Genomic DNA, 20,529 nt, shown 5'->3' with positions numbered 1-20,529 from the left:
GGCCCCTGCACCTGCGACAGATCAAGGGAACGTAGGAGACTCAGCTTCTTGCGTAGAATGCCCGTGCGGATGGCAGAAGAAAGCAGGCCACGACGCTGCAATTCCTTGATGACCAGGGTCGTTCAACTCCTTCATCGAACCTGGTAGCAAAGGCGGCATGACATTGAAACCATCCGCGGCGCGAGCACTGACCCAGCAGTCGGTAATTGTTGCGGCCGTACCCACGACCTGCAGATGACCTCGAGCGCCAGCGAAGCACATGAACATCTCGCGGATTGTCAGAGAGTCGCGCCCCGCGCTCGCGACAAACAATTTCTGCCGGCTCTTGCTTGATTGGCCACGTCAATAACTGACGGAAGCATGTCGTCGCGAGTAAGCCCGGACAGGTCGAGACCAGTTAGGCGGCTAATGAAAGGGAATGCCAAGAATGCAGCAAGGATTGCAGGCGTTCAAAGCGATTCCCGGCTTCGCGCTGGGTTGGTCCCGCCGCTGGAAATGTGCTGGGCGTAATTCGGAATGTAATGCGCCGATCACCAATTCGCCATGAAGGTCTCTGGCGAGATTTCATGCCCACGCGATCGCAATGTATGTGCGGCGCAAAGTATGAGGAGGTATCGATAGGCTCGATACCCTTCTCGACGCTTGTAAACGTCTGACGTGCCGCCGATCTCGATCATGGGCTCGGGCCGAAGGTGGTTTCCTCGAAGAGTCGGGCTCCAAGGCCATCCGCAAGGATCACGGCTTTCACCATTGGCCCCATTTCTGGCCGTGCCGTTGTCCCCTGGCTTCACGGCAGGATTGCTCCGCCTGCGCGGCAGAGCGTATGGGCTTGAACAGAAAGTGCCTGGTCTCTTTCGCATAATCCCCGTCAACGACAGGGGGGTCGAGAGTAGCGGCGGTGAGGTAGTCCCGCTGCCCGGCTCCAAAAGAGGCCATCACACTAACCTGATCAATATGATATGGCCCCTCTGGCTCGATCAGTACCCACGCTTTGGCCAGATCGGCGCAGTTCTCGAGTCGGAGCGTTTCCACTGCGACTGCGTTACTGCCGGGATAGCCTCCGATCAGCCATGGTAGACCGAGCGCTCGCGTCTCGAGCATATACAGCAGGCTCGGCGAGACGCCAGTGAGATCGACCACGGGGGCACCGACTTCAAGGCCGGCCGCACGAGCCTGGGCTTTGGCCGCGGCCAGATAGTCGTAGAGGGACTGCGAGACCACCAATTTTCCGCCGCCCGGCATGAGCATGACAGCAGTATAGGCGCGCAGATCTTTAACCTGACGGAACGGCTTGAGAAGGGAACCATTGACGACGGATGCAGTGAGCAACTGTGCCAACACTGTCAGGGGCAGTAGGATGGCGACGACGCTGTGTCCCTGTCGCGCAAGAGGGCTCAGGAAAGCAACGACTGCGAGCATCCAGAACAAGGCGTCCCTTGCACCGATGCGCCAGTAATTGCCAGCGGAGCCCAGTGCGCACAGGTGCGGTAGGACCAAAAAGGTGAGCGCTAGAGCGATGCTGGTAGGCGTCTGGGTGCGCAGAACCAATCCCTCACGATAGAACATTGCGCCAAGGCATATGAAGACCGGCACTAGGAACAGGGTCGAGAGGTTGATGCTGATCGGATCGGTCCCCAGCAGCGCAATCGCTATCGTTACGATCGACACAGCAGCGAGAGCCAGCGATGAGAGGAACTTGTGCGTAGACCCCATGAAAATGCTGAGCAGCAAGGCTATCGCCATTAACACAGCGATAGCGAGTTGTTCGCGACTGATGTCGAGCCAATCGATCCGAAACATGAGAGACACCTCGTGCCGGGCCCCCAGCAGCATTTCCAAATCAGCGCTGTTGACCATACGGATCATCAGCCCGGTGATGCCGCCGTCGATCAAGTAGGCGGTAACGATCAGTAGAGCGAGAGCGACCAGCGCCGCGCCAAGCATGGGCAGCAGCGACGTTCGGCGCAAAACGACGACATAGAGCATCACGAGGAGGGCAATAGCTGCAGCGGTGGTCGGCTTGGCCATGAAGCAGCACCAGCCGCCAACGCCGATCAGGATGCATCCCAAGACCTGACGAATGCGCACTGGCCGATCGGCCAGCAGCAAGCCGATCATCACAATTAGAAGCGATTGAAAGGTCAGTGTGTAGTAGCTGGGGGTAACACCCCAGCCACGATAATCGCATAATGCCAGGCTGGCGATTCCTGCCGATAGCACCGCCGCATGATGCCAACCCGCTATCCAGAGGCGTCGGATCACAAGGAAGCTGAGAATACAGCCCAGCGCCATGGTAAGCGTGAAGCTCGCCGCGCGAAGCATCGCGATGTCCCCACCCGCCCACTGATATGGCCAGTGATAGACGAAGCCGAAAAGGGACGGCGGCATATTGATGGCGTAGGGAAATGGGTTCGCGATTAAGTTGAGGTAGAGACCTTCGTCGGCAAGCATGAGACCGTAACTGCTGTAATACAGCAGCAAAGAGAAAAGGATTGCTGTGGTTACGGCCGACAGAACCAGCAAAATCCGATTCAGCAAACCTGACAACATCCTGCCGTTGGCAACTTGGTTACCTCTTGGCATGGGCCCCGTTCTGCCAGCCTCGTAGACGAGGCCCATTCCAACGGATATTAGCCTCGAGCAGCTTCTAACTGACCGTAGCCTCGCAATCTCCTCCCAAAATTAGTAGAGTCGATCACCCTCGGAGCGGAATCGACATGAAGCCGCGCGATGGGGTATTGGGTCCCGATCGCCTGACCTATTTGCCGAGTAGCCCCTTTGACTGATGATCATGGATCGATTCCATCCAAAGGAGGAAAGTCACGATCTGAGGCCGACGGCAAGCCGCATCACCACGATGGAGTTGCTCGGCTCACGTTCGCAGGCATGCAGGATCTTTGCTCGCAGCGTCTGCGCCGCAGGGAGCGAGCGCGACCGTGTTATGGCCAAGAGCTGAGCTGGACGCGTTCGTTGCTGAAAATCGTCAGCATCGCCCAGGTGTCCGGCGCGCGTCGCGTATCTCCTTCGATCAGGATATCCGAAACGCACGCAATAATTATGCTACGCACTTGCGCACTAGGGGCGGTAGTTTCGTAGCGGGTTACCACCCGGCCAAATTTCTCCAGCTCGCTGAAGCAGTACTCGATGAGTGAAGCTGCTCGTAGAGATGCTTGTCGAGGGCATTTCAGTGACCGAGACGGATTTTCGGAATCTCGGGCTTGGGCTTCCTTTGTCGGAGGCAGATTCGCGGATGTGATCGCCGTCGCAAGCGGCATCAGCAATGAATTCAGCAGGCGCTTCCCCCCAAAGTGGACCGGCTTGCGGGGGGGCGGCTTCCTGACCAGCTAGGAGGATGAAGCGGACCGGGCCACCCCCGTCCGCGCGGCCAAGATGATCTTGGTGTTCAGGCTCAGGCCGCTACCCGAGCGTCCTGATGGCCTGATCTTGCCCCCCTTTTGCGCCGCCGGCATGCGAGCGCGGACACTGGTGGAATCCGCAATCACGTACTTCGAATTCTGGGTCGTCAGACAGGGTATCGGCGACACGCTGCCAGACACCTTTCTGGCTCCAGCTGGAAAGACGCTGTTTCACTCCCCGAAGACTTCCGGCGGGCAGAGCATGCCTTCCACAAACATGCGGCCCATTTCGCGCCGTCGAACCGCGCTGATGGGGACGGCCGATGATTAGCCTGTGATCAGCTCACGCTCAAAACAACTCCGTCCATGACGCCCAAGACCGCCTACCAGAAAGCAGCGTTGAATCATGGTTCGACTAATTTGAGAATCCCAAGAGTCCACACGACCTAACGCATCACCTGCCGGTTCTTGGGGGTAGGAACCCTGCTACAGGACACTAAACGCGATGCATGAATGGATCGATTACTACGATTCAACGCACACGATTTATGTGAGCAGACGGCACCGCGACCTGCACTTTGAGGTCATCGCGCGCGACATCATTGGCTACATCACCTCGCCCGACGCCGTGGTGCTAGATTACGCCTGCGGCGAGGCGCTCTCGGCGGCGAAGGTCGCGGATGCTTGCGCAACACTCTATCTGGCCGAGCCGGCGCCGGGCGTGCGCAGCCGGCTGATCGCGCGCTTCGCGCCGAACACCAAGATCCGCGTTTGCTCGCTCGGCGATCTCCGATCAATGGACGGGAACTCGGTCGATCTCGTCGTGATGAATGGGGTCGCGCAATACATGACGCCGGAGGAACTGGATTCGGCCTTTGACGTGATCCATCGACTGCTGAAGCCATTCAGCCGCTTTGTGCTCGGTGACAACCTGCCGCCCGGGGTCGGCATAACTAGAGACGTCCTGGCGTTATTGCGTTTTGCGGCAACCCACGGCTTCCTGCGCGATGCACTGATCGGGCTGATCCGCACCGCGTTGTCTGACTACCCGCTATTGCGCAACAGGATCGGCCTGCGGCGCTACAGCGAAGACGAGATGATCGTAAAGCTCGGCGCGGCCGGATTCAATACCACGCGCGCGCCGCGCAACACCGGGTACAATCCATGGCGAATGACGTTCGTGGCGCACCACTGATCGAAGGTTGCAGGCAGGAGTTAAAGCTAATCAGATACTTCGTAGGTTCTGAAACAATGAGTTACGATCCGCTCGGCCCGGTGGGGGAAGCATCGACGCGGGAACGGTGCATCGCTCTCTATCCTGATTGAACTCCAGGTAGGGCCTCCAGCTTTCGGAGCTTCCGCTTGGCAGGGCCCTCTCGTAACGAAAGCTGCTGCGGCATAACCCAAATGCCGAAGCCAGGTCGGAGGGATCGCCACGCTCCCCCAGCGGAATGAAGATACTCGAGGCGCGCTGACAGTCCTGGCGATTGAAGGCGGCTATGCTTGACGGAGGGACTAGGCTTGGGCCGGCCGCAGGGACAGAACGTAAAACGTGACAACTAATCCCAAATGAAGCTGCCGCCCTGCTCACTCCTGACTTGCATCGAATTCATCTGTTCAGTTCACCACAATTTCCGAGCGCACTTCTCAGACACAGCACGAACCGAGGCAACTTTAGGCTGCACGTCCAACTACGACCCGGCTGCCTCCTGCGGGCCAGCGGACGCCCGCGAGCGTCATCCGAACCTCAACCTCGAGTATACAGCGAAGCAGCCCATTGATGATGGGATTTAGTCTATACTCGTAAACTTCTTCAATCGCGCTCGATTTTCTGGGCTTCAGGCGGCTGGCCATCATCAGCGGCAAGAGCAATGAAGTGAAAGACGATGAAAACAGAACTTCGAAGCTGTTGCTACGCACCTTTGCTTCCAGCTCGCCCCGGCGATAACGGCGCTCATGGTGAAAGATATCGTCCGCGCGGCTCCATAGCCACGGATGCTGCGGCACGGTTAAGATCGTTCCACCTCCGCTTTTTGTTGCGGCTCGCAGGCCTTTTAGAACCGCCTCATCGTCTGCAATGTGCTCCACAACGTCGAATGCGCCGGTGAGATCGAATACACCTTCTGCTGGAAGGTCACGTGCGTCCATTTGGACAAATTCTACCTTCGACGGCAGATGTTTCCTCGCATACACAAGCCCCGCAGGGTGTAATTCGGTCCCCACCAGACGATCCCATTCCCGGGACCCTGCAATCGCCCGCAGCACGAAGCCAGTCCCACAGCCTATTTCCATGAAAGAGCGCGCTCGTGGAAAGAATCGATTCACCAAGCCGACGATCAATCGGTTGCGAGCGACAAACCAGAAATGTCCGGCCTCGAATTGGGCAACCGTGTCGAACGCATCGGGATCGAATCCGCTGGCGGTATTCGCAAGCTCGGCGGCGAACATCGGAATCCCTTCCGCTTGTGGAACGACGTGCCCACATCTAGGGCAGCGCCAGGCAATCGGCCAAATCGGTTCGTCGCCGATCACCGGTTCGATCGCATCACAGACTAGGCAGCGCCGGCCGGAAGCCACACCACCGGTCTGATGGATCCGGTGCCCAACTTCGTTTATATGCATTTCCTAGGTAGCCCCCAATTTCAATTGCGTGTTTATCCTTTCGCTCGCGCTCCCGCGCCCCTCAACCGCGAACGGTTTCTCGCTGTGCTCGGCCACGAAATAGATCGGCCGCGCCTTCAACTCGGACAGGATCTTGCCGATATATTCGCCGACGATACCAATCATGATCATCTGCACGCCGCCGATGGTCATGAGGCCGACGACGAGCGACGGATAGCCGGGCACCTGTTTGCCAGTGGTCCAGACTTCCCAACTGATCCAGAGCCCGAACAAGAGAGCGGCCGAGGCCAAAGCCACACCGAGGAGACTCGCAAAGCGCAAGGGTGTCACCGAGAATGAGGTCAGACCCTCTATGGACAGGCCAACCAGCCGCATGCAGCCGAAGGTGCTGAAACCACGCGCGCGCGGCGCCGGCTCGTAGTCAACCCGGATCTGGCGGAACCCGATCCAGCTTGCTAATCCTTTGAAGAAGCGGTTGCGCTCGGGAAGCTGGCGCAGCGCTGCGACTGCCCGCGGCGAGAGCAGCCGGAAGTCGCCGGCATCTTCCGGGATCTTCTGCCTCCCGCCCAAGTTGATCACGGTGTAGAAGCCGTGCACCGAAAGGCGCCGCAACAGCGATTCATTGTCGCGGTTCGCTTTAGCGGTATAGACCACGTCATAGCCGCCATCGATCCAGTGGCTAACGAGCTGTTCGACTAGCGCTGGCGGATGCTGACCGTCGCCATCCATGAACAGCACGGCGCCGCGGCGGGCATAGTCGAGTCCGGCCATCAGCGCGGCTTCCTTGCCGAAATTGCGCGACAGCGAAACCACCTGAACGTCGATCGAAGAGGCCGGGAGCGTGCGCGCGATCGAAAGCGTCGCGTCGGTAGAGCCGTCATCAACATAGATAACTTCGCTACCGAGTCCGTAGCGCTTCCGCAGCACCTTGGCCAGATGGCATATCAACTGATGGAGTTCAGCGAGACCTTCAGCCTCGTTATAGGCGGGCACGACAATCGACAGTCCGTTTGCAGCGGCGGTGACTGCGGTCGTGGACAGGCTTGAGACGTGGCCAGTCAGCATCATCAATTTTCCAACTCGCCCTCGACAAGCTTCTAACCGACCTGACCTCCGGGATCTCCTGCCAGAACTGGTAGAGTCTATCACCTCAGAGCGGGATAGACATGAAGTCCAAATGAAGACGGAGGAACAGATTGGCAGCGCAATTTTGAAAGGCAAAATGGACAGCTCTAGAGTGGCGCTCGATGCGATCGTGATAGCAACTTATCGTCCTCTCTCTTTCACGCATTAGGTGCGTCTCAGCGAAGCGGAAGCCGTGCACTGGTCGCAAGACTATTTGGAGGCTCGCGCCGACATGATCCTGGTTCATTCGGCATCCGCAACAAGCACTGGCGAAGGTAGCGAGAGGGTAAGGGTGTCGCGATGGCTGGCCTGTGCATTCCGCGAGAGGTTACGCCCCGCTACGACGTGATCGCGCAGGAAGCGGCGGACCCAGGCGCCCAGAAGACTTCTGTCAGGCATGGCCATTCTCAGACTGTGAGTAGCGCGCAAAGCGCTGGCTGGCCTCCTGGAGCAGCTCGGGGGGCATCCGCAGATAGCGTTGGCTCAACGTGATATCCACATGCCCCAGGTAGGTCGCGAGCTGTGGCAGAAGGGGCTAAACAGCTTTGCCGATGCGGTATCATCAACAACGCGATGATACGGTAACCGCGGCTGCTGGCCCATGTCCCTCTTCTCCCTTCTCAAGACACACCAGTCGACGCCGCAGCGATCGTTTTTTTGATGAGGTGGTTGCAATCGAGAGTGCTTCAACTGATGGACGATGGCGAGTCGCAGTCTGACTTAGCCAAGGAAATGACGGGTCAATCAGGTGGGACCGGCTTTGTCTTCTATCGGATTAAGGCTCCCAGCTTCACACGATTCGAGACTGACTTCCTTAAGAACGCTCGATCCGCTGGAGAGCCGCCGACCTAGCGCTTCGACAAAGCGATCGTAGCGTTCAGCGCCCTTGGCGCGCGCTGCGGGGCTTGACTGCTCCGGCAATGCCGGAGTTGCTGTCAACCAGAAGCGGATGAACAGGGCAATCGTTTCCAGCGTAACACCGTCATTGCGCTCAAGTCGCTCGAGCACACGGACGATCCGGTCGAGCCGCTTGGCTATCGCTGCTTCCCGCCGCTCGGACTCATCGGGAGACAAGAAGGAAGCAAGAGCAGCCTCGGCAACCAGCGACTGAGGCTTGCCCTGACGTTTTGCGAATGCCTCAAGACTGCGAAATATCTCTGGATCAAGATAGATGCTGAGCTGGACCTTCTTCATCTCAGCCCCTCAAAGGCCCATCTTATCGTCTGGGTCGAGGCTGACCGAACGTGCCAGCCCCTGCATTGAGCGGTTGAGGGGCGTCGCTTGCGCGGCATCAGCATCGCTGTCATCGAGCCCGGCATCGAATTCGTTATCGGCGCGCGGCGCTGTAATCACGACCTCGTCCTGCTGCGGCAGTTCGGGCTCGCGTCGAATGCCGCCATTCGCATCGCGGACGTTACGCTTCAACGCGGTCAGCAGATCGACCGAGGCCGGAATCGGTGTGCGGCCTGACCAATCGTCGGGCTGCGAGACCAAGCCGACTGGAACGTTGCGCGACGGGCCCAATATCCGGCTTTGGAACTGAGGATCTTCGTAGTAGCGGACTTTGTGGGCGCGCACCGGGTGCACGCCGGAAACCATCACAATGGCCTCGCTGGGCGAGAGCTGCATGACTTCTCCGGGTGTCAGCAGCGGACGTGATGTTTCCTGGCGGCTGACCATAAGGTGGCCAAGCCATGGCGAGAGCCGATGCCCGGCATAGTTCTTCATCGCGCGCATTTCGGTTGCGGTTCCGAGCGCGTCCGACACGCGTTTGGCCGTGCGCTCGTCGTTGGTCGAGAAGGCAACGCGGATATGGCAATTGTCGAGGATCGCGTGGTTCGCCCCATAGGCTCGCTCGAGCTGGTTGAGGCTCTGGGTGATCAGAAAGCTGCGGATGCCATAGCCTGCCATGAAGGCGAGCTGGCTCTCGAAGAAGTCGAGCCGGCCGAGGGCTGCGAACTCATCGAGCATCAGGAGCAGCTTCTGCCGCCGTCGGTCGGTATCGAGGCTCTCGGTTAACCGCCGCCCGATCTGGTTCAGCACCAGCCGCATCAGGGGTTTTGTCCGGGCGATGTCGGACGGTGGCACCACAAGGTAAAGCGAGATCGGTCGGGGTCCGTCGACAAGATCGCGAATGCGCCAGTCGCTCCGCCCCGTGACCTTGGCAACCACGGGGTCGCGGTAGAGCCCCAGGAAGCTCATCGTGGTCGACAACACGCCGGAACGTTCATTTTCACTCTTGTTGAGGAGCTCGCGCGCCGCCGAAGCCACGACCGGATGGACACGTTCTCCCAAATGGGGCGTCGCCAACATTGCGTTCAGCGTCGTCTCGATCGGGCGCAACGGGTCCGACAGGAAGTTGGCAACGCCGGCAAGCGTCTTGTCTGGTTCCGCATAGAGGACGTGGAGAATTGCCCCGACCAGCAGGGAATGGCTGGTCTTCTCCCAGTGATTACGACGCTCGAGCGCGCCCTCGGGATCGACGAGAATATCGGCGATGTTCTGGGCGTCGCGGACCTCGCAGTCGCCTCGGCGAATCTCGAGCAGTGGATTGTAGGCCGCGCTCGCCGCATTGGTCGGGTCAAAGACCAGCACTGGTCCAAAGCGGGCGCGCCATCCGGAGGTCAGCTGGAAATTCTCGCCCTTGATATCGTGGACGATCGTGGAGTTCGGCCAGGTCAACAGTGTCGGAATGACAAGGCCGACGCCTTTGCCGGAACGGGTCGGGGCAAAGCACAAGACATGCTCGGGTCCATTGTGCCGGAGGTAGCGGCCATCAAAGCGACCGAGCACGACGCCATCTAGCCCCAGAAGTCCCGCACGGCGAACCTCCCGCGCGTCCGCCCAGCGGGACGACCCATATGTTGTCACATGCTGAGCTTCCTTGGCCCGCCATACCGAAAGGAAGATGGCTACGCCCACCGATGCGATTCCGCCGCTTGCGGCGATGCATGCTCCCTTGACGAAGATGATAGGTGCGTAGGCGTCGAACTCGAACCACCAAATGAAGAAGGCAGCCGGTTGGTAGATAGGCCAGCCCGCGATCGTGAACCAGGCAGGCCCGAGCTGCGGCTGGAAGGCCAGACGCCAGGCCGTCCATTCGGTAGCCGCCCAGAGGAAAGCGAGCACGACCATAGAGACAAAGAGCAGTTGACCCCAAAGAATCTTCGTCGCGGGCATGGCCAGAATTGATGCGCACCGTGAGGGCGCCATTCAACGGCAATCCTTTCGAGGTCGCGTTGTCGCGCAGCATGGCGAAGAGATCGGCGGGTCAGAGCGAAAGGTCGCGCTTGCGCCCAAAACTCCAGTCGACCCCGCCAGGACCGGCGATCCCGCTGACCTGTTTGCCGAGCTCACGCTCGAGCGACGGGATCCAGGGCACGAGCTGGAAGCCTAGCCCGTTGTCGATCATGGCGAAGCGACCGGAGGCGAGCGAGATCCTTTGGCGGTAAACCCCGGAAATGGTCTCTCCCGCCTCAGCGGGCAAATGCGCCAGCCCAGTTTCGGAGGCCAAGCGCCGGCCCAAATTATCGACCTCACGGTTGCGTAGAGTGCCAATCAGATTGCGGCCCAATGTGACTTTGTCGCCATCCCGGCGAGCAAGCCCCTGCTCTACCAGCGCATCGATCCTGCGATCGAGCGCGGACCGAACCTCGGCGCCAAATCCGCCACGCGCCAGATCGACGGGCTCACGAGCGACCAGGCGCCGATCGAGCCAGGTCGCCCCTTCCGAAGCCACCTGCTGGTCGAGATTAAGATCTGAGCGGACCGCAAGCGCGACCCGCTGACGGCCCCTCATATCCTCGAAGCGACGCAGCTCGACAATACCGCCAACAGGGCCGTCACCGGCGGCATCGATTTCGGGGAACCTAATATGATGCACACGTCCGTCGATCCCGTCGACGACGGCGAATGCCGATCCCTTGAGCTCATCATCGAGCCCGCGGCTGATAAGGCGGCCGATAACAGGCTCGCCATGACGTTCCCCCTCAAGTGCCCAGGAGGATGGCGCACGAGAGGCGCCCTCCTTTGCGAGTGTCTTGTGCAGCCGCTTGATGATATCGCCGCGTTCCCCAAGCGCACGCAAGCGCTGCTCTATATCAGGAGCGAGAACCCAGCGCGCCGGACCGGCGGGCTCGGCGAGCCCGAGCCGCTCGAGCGTCCGCATCCGGCCAATCCGGATCTCGCGCAACGGGTCGGACCCGCCGCCGCGCTCCGGCCGCAGATCAATCACCCCGTCCGTACGTCCCGCTTCCCAGGCAAGCGCACGGTCGAGCCGTGTCCAGCGCTCGGCCGCCACCTCTGCCTCAAGACCGCGCCGAACCTCAAGCTCTGATCGGGGACCAAGCTCGCGGGTGACCAGATCACTTGCGCGGGCCCGCAGGCCCGTTCCGATATAATCGCGACTGATCACAAGGTCGGAACCATCGTCGGCCCGGCCCCGCACCAGGATGTGAATGTGGGGGTGCTCAGTATTCCAATGGTCGATGGCGACCCAGTCAAGCCGTGTACCGAGATCGCGTGCGGCCTGGTCCATCAACTCGCGCGTAAAGCTCCGTAAACTTGCGAGTTCGCCGGCGTCATCTGGCGAGACGATGAAGCGGAAATGATGCCGATCGTTCTCACAGCGCTCAGCAAAGGCTCGGCCATCTGCGCCATCTCCGGCGGCATCGAATAGCTCGCCTCGCGATCCGTCACGGGTGACGCCGTCGCGCCGCAGGTAACCGATATGGGCCCGCAGGCCGCCTGGCGAGCGCATCCGCCGCACGACACGCGCCTTGACCATGGCGCCGCGGCCGCGATCTTGCAAGAGCCGGTTGGCCCTAAGGGTCGCAGCGCGCCCACGCCCAAACCTGCCGCCACGACTGCCGGCACGACGTGAAAGACCGCCAGCCTCCTGCGCGGCCTGTAAGGCTTGCGCCAGGAAGGGCTTTGTTCGCGGCCCGCGTGTCGAGCCGATTCGGCCTGGGCGAATGCGGAAATCATCGTTACGCGTCATATCGGCCCCCGCAATGTGGGGAAAGCCGAGCCAAAACAGCGTCTTGGCGAAAATGACAAGTTGTGCCGGATCTTCGCAATGTTTGGAGCGTATCTGAATTCACTGGCAATTCTCACCCAACCGACCGGCCGCACCTTGCGGCTTTTATCCTGCCATCCGCGGTCGAACATTCCCTGCTCCTTCCCGAGCACTCTCCAACGCGCGATAAACTTCGACAACACGCGACGAAATACGATTGCGATCATCGGGACACCGCTTCGGTTGATCGCGGCACAAAGAGCCCGGTCGCACCAGGTACGAAGACAGGCCTTCGTATGTACGCCGGGTCGTTCGGAGTGCTCATCGAATGCGGAGCTGATGTCGATCCGGCATTAGCCGACGAGCTGTCCGAGCGGTCATAGAATAATGCTGCCTGCTGCCACGGAAGAATGCGTCGGATGGCCAAAGCCGCATGCTCGTTCTGCCCAATGCCGATCAATCCTTCGAGCCTGGCGACGTAAACCTGGGTTTCCTGGGGTAGTGGTCGCCCTGTCGCCAGATGCGCCTCATAACGCTTTGGGCCCGCATTGTAAGCTGCGAGAAATCCTTGCCGTCCAAACCGGTCGAGCATCTCGCGAAGGTAGGCCGTCCCTCCGAGAATGTTGCCGCGGGGGTCAAAGGGGTCGACACCGAGGTTGTAGCGAATACTTAGGTCGACCCAAGTCTGGGGCATGATTTGCATCAGGCCCAATGCTCCCCGGGACGATACGGCGTCTACGTTTCCGCTACTCTCGACCTGCACGACGGCACGGATCCAGTGCTCCGGGATCGCAAATCGGCGGGAGGCTTCGGCCATGAAGGCTGTATATGAATTGACATGCAGGGAGCTGAGCGAATGCAAACTAAGCGGCGGGATTGCGGTCTCAGCCCAACCTTCCGACGGCAATTCGAGGACCAGCAGAGCTCCCAAAACCCAAACCGCCATTACGCAGATTGAAACGCAGGCGCTTGCGCTCGCGAAACTGATGGGTAGCGAGTTCGGCCGCTGGGTGCGAGGCCACCGCCGACGAGGATAGCGCACGATCTTCTTAAAAGGTCGGGCCGAGAAGGAGCAAGGGCGCGGCGATCCATCAACCGACGAGACTGCATATCCACGGAGCGGGCCGAACAAGATCAGTCTCCCTTTGTCCATACGGGCAGAGCTTGTCCGATGACGACGGATGCCGGAATCGGGCCGAAATAGCGTCCATCGAACGAGTCCGCCGACTGCCAGTTCATGAGAAAGACTTCGTCTGGCGCTATGAGGCGGCATCCGAGCCAAACTGGCAGCGGACGGCCACGTGCATCGCGATCCCGCGCCTGACCCATATCGATGCCGTCGACGGAAACGACGAGGCCATTTCTGCAGACGGTTTGCCCCGGCAACGCAATGACGCGCTTGAGCATGGGAACGCCGATCGGCAGATAGCCGTTCAAGTCCATGAAGGTGGCAAGCGGCTCGGGCGGGCGAACCGCCACGAGCTCAGTCACAGTCAATCGTCGCGATGGCTGCAGACGATAGAGGCCGATCGGAACACTTTCTGAAGCATTCCAGATGTACGATGGAGCTACATCTCTGTCCGAGCACAACGCGAGAGCTGCCGATCCGCAGGTCGCTAGAATAATCGTCAGCCGTCCCATCAGAGGCCCCGTCTTCGACGGCGCAGCCAAGCCTGGTGGCGCGCTCGGGTGTAGGTTCGCGGCGCTTCGTTGACAGAGAGGCGGTTGTGAACGTGATGCCAATAGTCTGGCGCAGCATCTGCAGGATTGATCTCAAGTGCCTCAACCGCATCGATCAATTGCAGTGCGCGCTCGACTTTTGTCCATCCTGACAATCGGAGCAGACTTTCTCCGCCGGGGTACACCCAAGGGACAGTTGAATATCGCTGCCGTGGCGCCGCGGCGCGCAGAATGTCGATACGCGACAGAACGGTTCCAAAATCGTTGGACGTCCAGCGCACGAACGCGAAAATGCTACCGGTCGCGAATGAAAGAATCCGGCGGTGTTGGTCAATGATCTTTTCCGATACGGGCCGGCCGAACCGAATTCGGTTCTCGATCCGCCCTTTGACCCACAAGAGTTCGACAGTTGTGACATCGCTCATTTGACGGCTCCTTTGTTCGGAGACGTCTCTGGTTCGCGCCGACAGACGCGTATCCGCTGGCCCGCGGCTGCAATAACGTTGGCTGCCGCCGAGAGGTTATAGTGAAGTGCAACTAGGCGCGGTCGCGAAACCCTCGCGGCGGCCACCTTGCTGATTGCAGACGAAAGCGTCTGATGTGTTAGGAGGAATCGGACGGATTCAGGGTTAGCAGAGCTAGTGGAGCGGGCAGCCACCACGCAGCGGAGCGTTACCGGCACTTTCCATTTCCGATAGCGGCAAGGCCCGGTCCCCGAAGGCACCAGAGTTCTTGTCCCTGATAGCGCGATGCAGCTCTCAGGCCTTGCCTCTGCTCCGAGATGCGCCTGCCTTCGCAGCTGTTTTGCAATGGGACGGACCTGAAGTGGCGCGAAGTTTAATCGGTCCACAGCGTCAGTGTCATGCGTGATGACAAGCCGATATTGGGGTAGGGTTTGACGACGGACGATCTGGCGCGGGTCGTAAGCAAAGTGCTCGAGGGGGAATAGGCTATTCGGCTTGGCGTGGAGATGAACGAAATCAACGCGCCAGCCGCCCGTTTGACCGCCATCATGTTTGCGTTTGAGGCGATAGAGGCATCGTTCAAATCCGCCAGTCAGATCGAACGGGGAACGGGCGATGATCAATACGGGGGCCTCACTGCGAACACCCTTGGAGAACCGATGCCGCCCGATGAGATCGATTCCGCAGGCATGACCGTGCATATCTGCCGTCTCCTTCCATTCGTTGATCCCAGAGAAGCGATGGCGTCGGCGCTCGGTTGGCTGGCGCATCGAAATCGTGATGGTTGTCAATTGCAACCGGTCGTGTGCAGCCTTGCGGCGTTCGAAGTCGCGCACGCTGGCGCCGCGATCTACGAAGGTCGGGATCTCGTATGGGGTAGCTGCCAACAGCCGGGGCGTTGTCGCGCCGGCACCTCGAGTCTCGCCAATCTGCGAACCTGCCCAGATCAAAACGTCCGCACTCCAAATCGGAACCATGCCACGTTCCGACATATCTTCCGCACGAAACGTGATTGCCCCAGCGCGGAAGTTGATCGGTAAAACCCGTATCGACGTTGACGGCAAGGAGAACGGATATGCCGTCAGGACTTGCGCATCGTATGGTGAGAGGTCGCCAGGCAATGAGCGCAACAGATCGCGTTGACCGCGCTCAGAGTGACGCCCATGGGCAGAGGATATGCAGTCCGACATGGGTCAGCGCCGCTCCTTGCCTGCATACGGAATCGGCGTCTGCCGTTTTGCGGGCAAGACCGTGCCTATGCCGGGATCGCTGGTTGATTTCTTGGCTCCACGGTCCGCCCAGGCTTTGAGGTCCTCCAGCGCATAGACAACGCGGCCGCCAAGCTTGCGATAGGTCGGCCCTGTGCCATAGGTGCGATGCTTTTCCAGAGTTCGGCCGGACAGGCCGAGAAAGCGTGCCGCTTCAGGGGTGCGCAATAATCGCGGCGGCAAGCCGGCGGTCGGATCGGGCATTTGAGCAGCTCCCGTGCTCGTCTGGAGGATGCGCGCGTTTGATCGCGCGCCGACGAGCATCATGGGGGAGTAGAAGTGCTTAAGGGGATGCCGAAGATGCAGTCATGATTTTCGGCACCCCGGCTCCGTTCCTGACAGCTGACAGGCAGAGCACTGTCCGTCAGCCAACGCACATCAGTTGACAAACGTTGCGCAAAGCGATGGTCCGCCGCTGCATCGTTGGCGCGTCTAGAGGCGCGCTCCCGGACCGTCCGAGGCCGACTAACATTTGGACAGTGGCCGGACTCGCGATCGCGTGCGTCAATCGAGGGCGCGCAGCACCAACGTCAAACTCTCGCGGCGCTGGAAAATGAAATGGAGGTTCTGAGACGACCCTCACTTGCGTGCCGCAGAAGCCGCACCGAGAGGCAGTTTGCTTGAATAAGTGGCACCGAATCGGCAGCCTTGTCTTTTTCAGACAGAGAGGCTGAGCCGAGTGGATCTATCTATCGCCTGAATGGTTCGATCAAAACCATTGATTTTGCCAATCTACGAATGGCCGATAATAAAGGTCAGTCGGAGAACTCAGATATCGGAATCATCTTCGCCCCAGCTCTGAGACGAATTCTAAGGTCTGCGACGCGTATCGGCTGAGGCGAACCCATGACGACCGTCATCTTCGGCGGACGCGTGAGCGGCATCGTGCCGGCTCGAAGCGAAGGACTTCCTCTAGGTCGCTAAGCGCATATTTCTATAAACCACAGTATGCTTTTCCGAGGCTCCCCACGTTGATATGGATAAACACCGCGCGACTGAACGAAACTTGCGCAGCTGCAGCTTCGCAAGGATTGGTCGCCACCGATTGGGTCCGGGCTGCAGTCTGGTCAAATGGATCGATTTCATGGCAGCCAGATTGCCAAATATGAATAGTCCAGTCATCGAGATCCGATGCGAATGGGATCCATACATGATGCAAACCTGCCCGTCCCCTTAAATCACCGGCATTTTATGTACGCCCTAATCGGACCTGCCGCGCTTGGGTCGTCCGCCCCCTAACCGTGAACGGGCATGCAGCGCAAAAGCCAAGCGCGACTATAATTTCGTCGGACTTTGTCGCGGCAAGTCGAGATCCTTACGGACACGTCATGTGAGGATCGCAATGGTTGAAGCCTACCTGAAGCTGCATTGCTGGTGATGTTTCTCATCGGCCGGAAAAAGGGTTCAGGACGGACGGTGGGTCTGTCCAAGTATAGGATGTTGAATGATGAACCAGGATGTAAACCATTCGCCTGCGGTGTGCTTTCTTCTAGGTCTTCCCCGCTCGGGGACGACGCTGCTGGCGCATCTGCTTCAGCGCCACCCAGATATTTTGGCTCCGCCTGAGCCGTGGCTCATGTTGGCACTTGAGGCCTTCGGTAAAGTGGACCATCGTCACCCAGCCGGCGCATCCCTGGTTCAGACAGCAACCTCGGAGTTCTTGGGGCGAATAGATCGAACGATCGTCACTCGCACTTTTGCCGACGCTGCTTATGGCCGATATTTGGCAGCTGCGGGCAAGCGCACCCTGATAGACAAGACTCCGCGCTATTGGACGGTGCTCGATTTTTTGGATTCCCTCTATCCGGAAGCGCCGCGACTGGTTCTCATGCGTAATCCCTACGCCATCGCGGCGTCGCTGAAAACGACGTGGGGCGTTCCCCTCCTGTCGGCAAGTTATCCGCCTGCGATCGCTTCGTGTGTTGCCGATATCGTCTTGGGCCAACCGACGCCTGCGATCGCATCTTCTCTCGCCGATCTCGTTCTGGGTTTACCTGCGCTTGCAGCGTACCGCAGTCGGCCTCAGACGCAGGTGGTGCAATACGAGGTCCTTGTGGCGCACCCCGACGAGGAAATCCGGCGCGTGCTTGCTGGCCTGGGTTACAGCCCAACGGACGTGGCATCGGCACCGATGGAGCAAATGGACTATCTCCGGTCCAGCACTTTCGGGGATCGCAAGATCCTGGAGAAAAAGGCTATCGATGACCGATCAGTGCAGGCTTGGCAAGCCGACCTGAGCATCGAAGAGATGCAGGTCGTGACCGATCTCGTTGGGACGGAGCTTTTGATAGAGCTCGGTTATGAGGAGGACCTTCGGTTCGCCGAACGGGCCGGCGTCGTCGATAAGGGTCCGGAAGTAACCCAAGGCTATCGCCAGTTATTTCGAGCCTGCTGGGATTTTCTCGAGGGCAAGACAGAAGGATCATTTGACATCCCCGCTGACGGCGCCGTATGCGGTAACGGTTCGCAAGCAGAAGAGAACTCCACGTTGGCTTTCGGCCCCTCGATATTTCAACAAGCGCAACGACTGGCCGCCTCCAAGAAAGAGGAGACCTTACAGGTCGCAAATTCAATCGCGGCACAGTTGAATGAAGCGCTCACGGCTTCGAAGGCCGATTGAGATGCGCTCCAGTAGGCCGTTTCGTGATGGCGTGCCCGCATGATGATGTTGCGCGCCGAGATCGTGAGGCTTGGGGGGCAGACCTCATCATTTCAGAGGCCAAGCACGGCTCAGCTTCAGCTGTCATGCGCAAGCAACATGAAAGTGGAGAACTACAAATTGCTGCATTTGAGGAACGGATGGCCAAGGTGTCCGGCATACGTCAGAACGATTGCTCACTTGCTTTCTTCGGAATATCCCGACCCCGTGGGGCACACGTCACACGCAAGCTGCTCTTCTACAATTGAGCTCGCTGAATTCAGGGAGCGGCAGTGCCATCGTGTGTCCGAAGGCTTGACCTCGGCCGCCCGACCCAATCCAGATCGGCCGTGTGGCGTCAGAGTAGACGTTCGCTTACCCCAAGCTAGATGAACCCCTTCGAGACGTCGCTACAGGTAGCCGACGTCCCTGCAGCACTCTCAAGACTTAAACTCGCAATCCACGAAGGCGCTCAGAGCGTACGTTCTAAGGTTGGGAATCGACTTTCAGTATCGGTTTTATTCCTTGCGAGAGGGTGGACGAAGGAATGCGCGATAGCCGCCGCGCATCAGCGCCAAGCCGGCCTGAACCAAGCGGATAACTCGGCTGCGCAGGTCGTGGGTTTTCCAGGCGCGCTCGGAGACCCGTCTTGCACCAAACAACACCTCGGCAACGGCACGGTATGTGGCGCCGTCCATGCGCCCATCGAATGCGCGCAGCGCCAGCGTTAAGCGCTTACGTCGTTGGGCTGATAGGTGATGAAACGGAGGTCCTGGCGAGCGACCGTTGATCGCAAGCAAGAACCGATATGCGGCGTGGGCACGGATGTTAAACTCGGCGTCAGGCGGCAGTTCGAATGCATAAGAGGCACCGAACTGCGGGGCCTGTTTCAGCCATAGATGATGTTTGGTTCCGTGAATGCGCAATACAACATGCCAACCGTCCGCTGCCCGTCTGATGCGACGCGATGCAGGATCGGCAAGTGCAAGGCCAGCGGCAAGGATATTCGAGCCGGAAGCGCTCCGAACGATCGGCAGCACCGCCGGCAAGGCCTCCGGCGCCCAGAAGATGGTCTGCTCGTGAAAGGACCCCTGGGGGTCATGAGCGAAAGCAGAGGCCCCATCTCCTCCGAAATTCGGGAGTCACCCGCCCGTGTTTCGAAAACATGTCCCGATAGTCAGCTTGATACTTGGGATTGCGGCGGAGGATTTCCCAAGCGAAATCCGACATCTCGCCGTCTTTGACACTCTGATACGATTCCGGTGAGCGCCAGTCGAATTTAGACACTGCTGTGATCTCCCGCCAAAGCAAAATTGCGGCGCAGTGTCTATAAATCCCAGGGTTGTCATGGAAGTCTCTATTTGTGCATCACGTGATGCAGATAGTCGATCACGCCATCAGCGAGAGAAATTCCTTCTCCGCAGCGCGATCCCAGCGACTTTTTTTGCTATTTGGGAGCGCCGGCGCGAAGCAAATCGCGGTAGCCGCGGTCAGCCATCCATTTCGCGCGCGCCAAATGGCTGTCGAATGCATTGCGAGCGCGCGCTGGCTCGCGATCTGGATCAATATGCAACACGATCCGGGCAACTTCGCTCCAATCGGCGCCATCGGCCTCGGCATCGAGCAGCCGCCAATATGTCACCAGATGCTGCTCGTCATAGGACGTCAGCGCCGCATCTGTGGGCGCCAAGTCCGCGACATCGGGGTTAAGCGGCGTTTGCATGAGAATCCCGCAAAGTATGAGAACAAACGTGTCGGTGGCGACTCGACGCGCGGGGCTTGCTCGCTGAAGATCGCACTTTAGCTCTATTCCCTGGCTCGGTCCCAACCCGAGAATACATATTATAGGAGATAAACCTCCTAGTATGTAAAGACGCAACTTGCGCAGATGGACATGCGCAAGTTGGTGGGCCGGAATTTCTTAAAGCTGCGGAAGCGGGAAGGCTTCACGCAGGAGAAATTCGCCGAGGCCTCCGGCTTCACTCAACAATACATCAGCAAGTTGGAGCGTGGTCAGCGCAATCCGACTGTGGTGACGCTGTTCGAGCTCGCAAGCACGCTAGGTGTCAGTCACGTCGATCTTGTCTTGCCTGACGAGGAGTTTTGCAAACCGCGTGCCAAGACAGCAAAGCGAAATCCATGATGCGATCGACGCCGATCGATCCGGTCCCGTTGGCGGCTTTCTTTTCGGCGTCAAAAAGCGCCCCGCCCGACTGGATCGGGCGGGGCGTACTCGGCGCGAGGCTTACTCGCCGGTCTTGCGCGGGCGCGACCAGAGGAGGGTGTAGCCTTCGCTGGCTTCGTCCTCGAACAGGTTCGCGTAGATCGGTGCGTTGAACGAGGGGTCATCGAGCTTGAG

17 protein-coding genes and 2 pseudogenes are annotated in these 20,529 nt (G+C 59.3%); 3 read left to right on the top strand and 16 right to left on the bottom strand.

The window, feature by feature from the left end; all coding sequences use genetic code 11:
* Positions 1-744 precede the first annotated feature (744 nt).
* On the bottom strand, positions 745-2,538 hold the full coding sequence (locus SO180_RS18980) for a hypothetical protein (RefSeq protein ID WP_449380358.1): 1,794 nt from the start codon (positions 2,536-2,538) through the stop codon (positions 745-747).
* Between the two features lie 542 nt (positions 2,539-3,080).
* Positions 3,081-3,684: pseudogene (locus SO180_RS18975) on the bottom strand (IS5/IS1182 family transposase); the annotation flags it as partial.
* Positions 3,685-3,861: 177 nt separating this feature from the next.
* Here SO180_RS18975 and SO180_RS18970 point away from each other — a divergent pair.
* The gene (locus tag SO180_RS18970) at positions 3,862-4,551 is read left to right on the top strand and encodes a class I SAM-dependent methyltransferase (protein ID WP_449380357.1); all 690 of its coding nucleotides are present in this window, start codon (positions 3,862-3,864) and stop codon (positions 4,549-4,551) included.
* A 479-nt stretch (positions 4,552-5,030) separates the two neighbouring features.
* Here the strand turns inward: SO180_RS18970 and SO180_RS18965 are convergent, their stop codons facing one another.
* The 10 genes and pseudogenes from SO180_RS18965 to SO180_RS18920 all read right to left on the bottom strand — a co-directional run bounded on the left by SO180_RS18965 (position 5,031) and on the right by SO180_RS18920 (position 15,736).
* On the bottom strand, positions 5,031-5,804 hold the full coding sequence (locus SO180_RS18965) for a class I SAM-dependent methyltransferase (protein ID WP_449380356.1): 774 nt from the start codon (positions 5,802-5,804) through the stop codon (positions 5,031-5,033).
* 177 nt (positions 5,805-5,981) lie between these two features.
* Entirely contained in the window at positions 5,982-7,046 is a 1,065-nt protein-coding gene (locus SO180_RS18960; RefSeq protein ID WP_449380355.1) for a glycosyltransferase family 2 protein, read from the bottom strand.
* 801 nt (positions 7,047-7,847) lie between these two features.
* Positions 7,848-8,297, bottom strand: coding sequence for a CopG family transcriptional regulator (locus tag SO180_RS18955; RefSeq protein ID WP_449380354.1), 450 nt, complete (start codon positions 8,295-8,297; stop codon positions 7,848-7,850).
* A gap of 9 nt (positions 8,298-8,306) precedes the next feature.
* A complete protein-coding gene (locus tag SO180_RS18950; RefSeq protein WP_449380353.1) occupies positions 8,307-10,283 on the bottom strand; it encodes a conjugal transfer protein TraG in 1,977 nt (658 codons plus the stop codon).
* A 91-nt stretch (positions 10,284-10,374) separates the two neighbouring features.
* Complete coding sequence (locus SO180_RS18945; RefSeq protein ID WP_449380352.1) at positions 10,375-12,102, bottom strand: relaxase/mobilization nuclease domain-containing protein; 1,728 nt, start codon at positions 12,100-12,102, stop codon at positions 10,375-10,377.
* A gap of 241 nt (positions 12,103-12,343) precedes the next feature.
* Positions 12,344-12,937 (bottom strand): lytic transglycosylase domain-containing protein, encoded by a 594-nt coding sequence (locus tag SO180_RS18940; RefSeq protein ID WP_449380351.1) that lies wholly within the window; start codon positions 12,935-12,937, stop codon positions 12,344-12,346.
* A 317-nt stretch (positions 12,938-13,254) separates the two neighbouring features.
* Entirely contained in the window at positions 13,255-13,761 is a 507-nt protein-coding gene (locus tag SO180_RS18935; RefSeq protein ID WP_449380350.1) for a S26 family signal peptidase, read from the bottom strand.
* Positions 13,761-14,225 (bottom strand): DUF2840 domain-containing protein, encoded by a 465-nt coding sequence (locus SO180_RS18930; RefSeq protein ID WP_449380349.1) that lies wholly within the window; start codon positions 14,223-14,225, stop codon positions 13,761-13,763. Before SO180_RS18930 ends, SO180_RS18935 begins: the two co-directional genes overlap by 1 nt.
* 362 nt (positions 14,226-14,587) lie before the next feature.
* Positions 14,588-15,454 (bottom strand): annotated as a pseudogene (locus tag SO180_RS18925) (replication initiator protein A); the annotation flags it as partial.
* Positions 15,455-15,457: 3 nt separating this feature from the next.
* Positions 15,458-15,736: a helix-turn-helix transcriptional regulator gene (locus SO180_RS18920; RefSeq protein WP_449380348.1), complete on the bottom strand. Its 279-nt coding sequence runs from the start codon at positions 15,734-15,736 to the stop codon at positions 15,458-15,460.
* Between the two features lie 1,240 nt (positions 15,737-16,976).
* On the opposite strand from SO180_RS18920, the gene noeE reads away from it, so the two are divergent.
* Complete coding sequence (noeE, locus tag SO180_RS18915; protein ID WP_449380347.1) at positions 16,977-18,152, top strand: nodulation protein NoeE; 1,176 nt, start codon at positions 16,977-16,979, stop codon at positions 18,150-18,152.
* Positions 18,153-18,688: 536 nt separating this feature from the next.
* Here noeE and SO180_RS18910 read toward each other — a convergent pair.
* From SO180_RS18910 to SO180_RS18900, 3 genes are all read right to left on the bottom strand, one after another.
* A complete protein-coding gene (locus tag SO180_RS18910) occupies positions 18,689-19,210 on the bottom strand; it encodes a DUF2285 domain-containing protein (protein WP_449380411.1) in 522 nt (173 codons plus the stop codon).
* A gap of 58 nt (positions 19,211-19,268) precedes the next feature.
* The gene (locus SO180_RS18905) at positions 19,269-19,400 is read right to left on the bottom strand and encodes a transcriptional regulator domain-containing protein (protein WP_449380410.1); all 132 of its coding nucleotides are present in this window, start codon (positions 19,398-19,400) and stop codon (positions 19,269-19,271) included.
* A 217-nt stretch (positions 19,401-19,617) separates the two neighbouring features.
* On the bottom strand, positions 19,618-19,893 hold the full coding sequence (locus SO180_RS18900; protein ID WP_449380346.1) for a DNA -binding domain-containing protein: 276 nt from the start codon (positions 19,891-19,893) through the stop codon (positions 19,618-19,620).
* 165 nt (positions 19,894-20,058) lie between these two features.
* On the opposite strand from SO180_RS18900, the gene SO180_RS18895 reads away from it, so the two are divergent.
* On the top strand, positions 20,059-20,313 hold the full coding sequence (locus tag SO180_RS18895) for a helix-turn-helix domain-containing protein (RefSeq protein WP_449380345.1): 255 nt from the start codon (positions 20,059-20,061) through the stop codon (positions 20,311-20,313).
* A gap of 102 nt (positions 20,314-20,415) precedes the next feature.
* Here the strand turns inward: SO180_RS18895 and SO180_RS18890 are convergent.
* Positions 20,416-20,529, bottom strand: a 114-nt coding sequence (locus SO180_RS18890) for a DUF736 family protein (RefSeq protein ID WP_449380409.1), incomplete at its 5' end; no start/stop codon positions are given.

This window comes from Bradyrhizobium sp. UFLA05-112 (assembly GCF_053572325.1).
Note: the sequence above shows the minus strand (reverse complement) of the source record. Positions and strands in the feature narration are given on the sequence as shown.